Source organism: Deltaproteobacteria bacterium (genome assembly GCA_009930495.1).
Classification (GTDB): Bacteria; Desulfobacterota; Desulfovibrionia; order Desulfovibrionales; family Desulfomicrobiaceae; genus Desulfomicrobium.
This window is the reverse complement of record RZYB01000277.1, coordinates 1-2,439: the sequence shown is the minus strand read 5'-3', so window position 1 is coordinate 2,439 and position 2,439 is coordinate 1. Positions and strand designations below refer to the sequence as shown.

General features: G+C 59.2%; 5 protein-coding genes. 2 read left to right on the top strand and 3 right to left on the bottom strand.

Annotated features, from left to right (window positions below; all coding sequences use genetic code 11):
* The gene (locus EOL86_13715; protein NCD26631.1) at nucleotides 1-315 is read left to right on the top strand and encodes a hypothetical protein; all 315 of its coding nucleotides are present in this window, start codon (nucleotides 1-3) and stop codon (nucleotides 313-315) included.
* Between the two features lie 2 nt (nucleotides 316-317).
* Here the strand turns inward: EOL86_13715 and EOL86_13710 are convergent, their stop codons facing one another.
* The 3 genes from EOL86_13710 to EOL86_13700 form a co-directional block, all read right to left on the bottom strand.
* A complete protein-coding gene (locus tag EOL86_13710) occupies nucleotides 318-662 on the bottom strand; it encodes a hypothetical protein (GenBank protein NCD26630.1) in 345 nt (114 codons plus the stop codon).
* 107 nt (nucleotides 663-769) lie between these two features.
* Complete coding sequence (locus EOL86_13705; GenBank protein ID NCD26629.1) at nucleotides 770-1,006, bottom strand: hypothetical protein; 237 nt, start codon at nucleotides 1,004-1,006, stop codon at nucleotides 770-772.
* Nucleotides 999-1,214 (bottom strand): XRE family transcriptional regulator, encoded by a 216-nt coding sequence (locus tag EOL86_13700; GenBank protein ID NCD26628.1) that lies wholly within the window; start codon nucleotides 1,212-1,214, stop codon nucleotides 999-1,001. Before EOL86_13700 ends, EOL86_13705 begins: the two co-directional genes overlap by 8 nt.
* A 179-nt stretch (nucleotides 1,215-1,393) precedes the next feature.
* Between EOL86_13700 and EOL86_13695 the strand changes: the two genes are divergently transcribed.
* Nucleotides 1,394-1,909 (top strand): hypothetical protein, encoded by a 516-nt coding sequence (locus tag EOL86_13695; protein NCD26627.1) that lies wholly within the window; start codon nucleotides 1,394-1,396, stop codon nucleotides 1,907-1,909.
* Nucleotides 1,910-2,439: the final 530 nt, after the last annotated feature.

The window sequence follows — 2,439 nt, the reverse complement described above, 5'->3', positions numbered from 1 at the left end:
ATGCTCCGCCGACGCGCGGCCAGGCCGGCGGAGCAGACCCACGTCTTCTGGGACGAGGGCACGCCCCTGACCGGGGACCGCATGAGCCACATTTTTACCTGGATCGCCCGCGAGCTTGGACTGAACGATGGATTCACCCGCGCCCAAGACAAAATTGTTTTTCACAGCCTCCGGCACACCTACGGCACGCTGGCAATCATGTCCGGGATGAGTGTATTGACCTTGAAACAGCTCATGGGGCACCGCACCCTGGAGACCACGGAACGGTATGTGCATTTGGCGGAGGAATTTTTGCGCGGAGAAGCGTTGCGCTAACATTACGCATCCCTCCGTGCGACGACTTCCAGTCCGCGACGCTCCATCCATTCCAGCAAATACGCCGTGGGATACATCGCGCGGTGCCCCACAAGAAACCGCAGTCTCGGGCCGGTCTGGAGCGAATCCATATTGGCCAGTGTTTTCGGGCTAAGTTCCAGCCCCAACACCTCGGCCACTCGCTCCCGAGCTATCGCCACGGGCAGCACGGCCAGCAGGGGGCGCAACGCGGCGACCTCTGGCGGCGTGATGCCGTTCGCCATGCCGATTTGCGCCGCATAATCCAGCCGCCCGCGGATTATCTCCTCGCCGGGGTCGTCCCGATGTTTTGTTTTCGGCCTCGCCATGTTCACTCCTTGACTTCCATGTTGATAAAAACCTACACTTGTTTCATATACGAAACACAAAACACCAAAAAAAAGAAACAGATACCAGAGCTCTTATGCTAATTCCATCAAGCTGTTTCTTTTTCAAATTTACTCTTTAATGCCACAATGAAATCAGGGTTGAACATCACAGTGGGGAGGCCACACGCAATACTGGCATTAAGCACCTCCACCGCCGAATATCCATTGTCGGCGGCCCAGGCGCAAAGCTCGCCGTACAGGGCGGCGTCAATCCAGAAATTGACCTGCTCCCGCTCGCGGTACGTCACCTTGCGGCCGCGTTTCAGCATCATGTCGTCAGTCATCGCTGGGCTCCGGAAGCAGTTCCGGCGGCAGGCCGGCGTCGACCAGGCGGCGGCGGTGCTCCGATGTAAGATAAATGCCCCGCAAAATTTGCAGAGTGCGGGCATACGAAAGGCCAAGGTGAGCCGCGAGACGACGCTTGGTGATGCGTCGCTCCCGCAGCCATGCGTCCAATCGTGAACGTCGTGTCGGCTGTTGTATCAACTCCATACTATCCTCGCTCATTTTGTTGCAAATACAGAACACAAATACAACAATGTGAAACACCTGTCCAGAAGGGGGAAACAACAATGACAAAAAAAAGGGACGGCGTTCGCTGTAATGAGCGATTGGCGAAAGTGTTGGACACATACCAGGGGAAGCGCGCGGACTTGGCCGCGGAACTTGGAATGTCGCGGACCAAGCTTTGGAGCTGGGCCAGCTCCAAGGGCAAGACGGAGCCAAAATTTTCCGAGCTGCTGGCCATCGGCGAAAAATTTACCCTGAATATGAATTGGCTGTTTTACAGCGAGGGAGAAATGTTTCGCGCCATTGGCGTGCCCGCCAAGGTGGTCCCCTTGAGCATCGTGCCGCGCCGGACGGAAAACGTTGGCGAATGCCCGACGCCGTACCGTGTCGGACCGGTCGAGGTCGAAATTTCGGAAGAAGAGTACAACTCCCTGTTGGCCCAATACAATTTGCACGAGGCCGCCTATGCCATGTTGCGGCAGGCCGGAGCCAACCCGGAAATTTTGCGCGCCATCACTCATGCCATTGTCTCCATGCCCATAGATGCCAGCACCGCCGAAACCTACACAGCCATGAAAATCGCCGTGGAAGGGATCGTAGCCTCGTTGCTCGCGGCGGGCGCCGGACCGGACGCCATTGTCCGGACCGTGCTCGCCGTCCTTGCCCGGCCATTCTGATGACCGGGCAAGGTTGTCTATACGGAAACGGCGGCCCGATCCGGCACGCCTTTTTTGAGGATGGACGACACCGCCGTGCGCAGATCGGCGGTTGACGCGTTAAAGCCCGATAACAGCGTGACCACCGTGACGATCAATGCGCTCATGGCCTTGAGCGCGTGCTCGTCCGGGACAGGGCGCGGCGCCGCTGGCTTTGGCGTGACCGGAAGTTTGTTTAAGGCCTGGGCCACGTCCATGACGCCCTCGGCGCGGGCATCGCGGAGCATTTTTTCCAGGCTTTCCGGAGCGGACGCGGACGTCAGACGCCGGGCCTGGACCTCGTCGATTTGGGACTGGACCCAGTCGATAGCGTCCTGGAGCCAGGCCGTGGGGAGCAGGGTGTACGAGGGGAGGGAGTAGCGCGCCGCGACCATGGCAAAGGCGTCGCGGTGATGGATGCAGCCCAGCCGCGCCCAGACGTTGATCAGGTTGTGCAGGGGTTGCCGGTCGGCGACGGTGGAGATGACGGCGGTTTCGGGGGCCTTGCGGGT

Excerpts from the sequence above, each read along its gene's own strand:
- EOL86_13715 (NCD26631.1), top strand. The coding sequence starts at position 1 with ATGCTCCGCCGACGCGCGGCCAGGCCGGCGGAGCAGACCCACGTCTTC.
- EOL86_13700 (NCD26628.1), bottom strand. The coding sequence starts at position 1,214 with ATGGAGTTGATACAACAGCCGACACGACGTTCACGATTGGACGCATGG.
- EOL86_13695 (NCD26627.1), top strand. The coding sequence starts at position 1,394 with ATGTCGCGGACCAAGCTTTGGAGCTGGGCCAGCTCCAAGGGCAAGACG.
- EOL86_13710 (NCD26630.1), bottom strand. The coding sequence starts at position 662 with ATGGCGAGGCCGAAAACAAAACATCGGGACGACCCCGGCGAGGAGATA.
- EOL86_13705 (NCD26629.1), bottom strand. The coding sequence starts at position 1,006 with ATGACTGACGACATGATGCTGAAACGCGGCCGCAAGGTGACGTACCGC.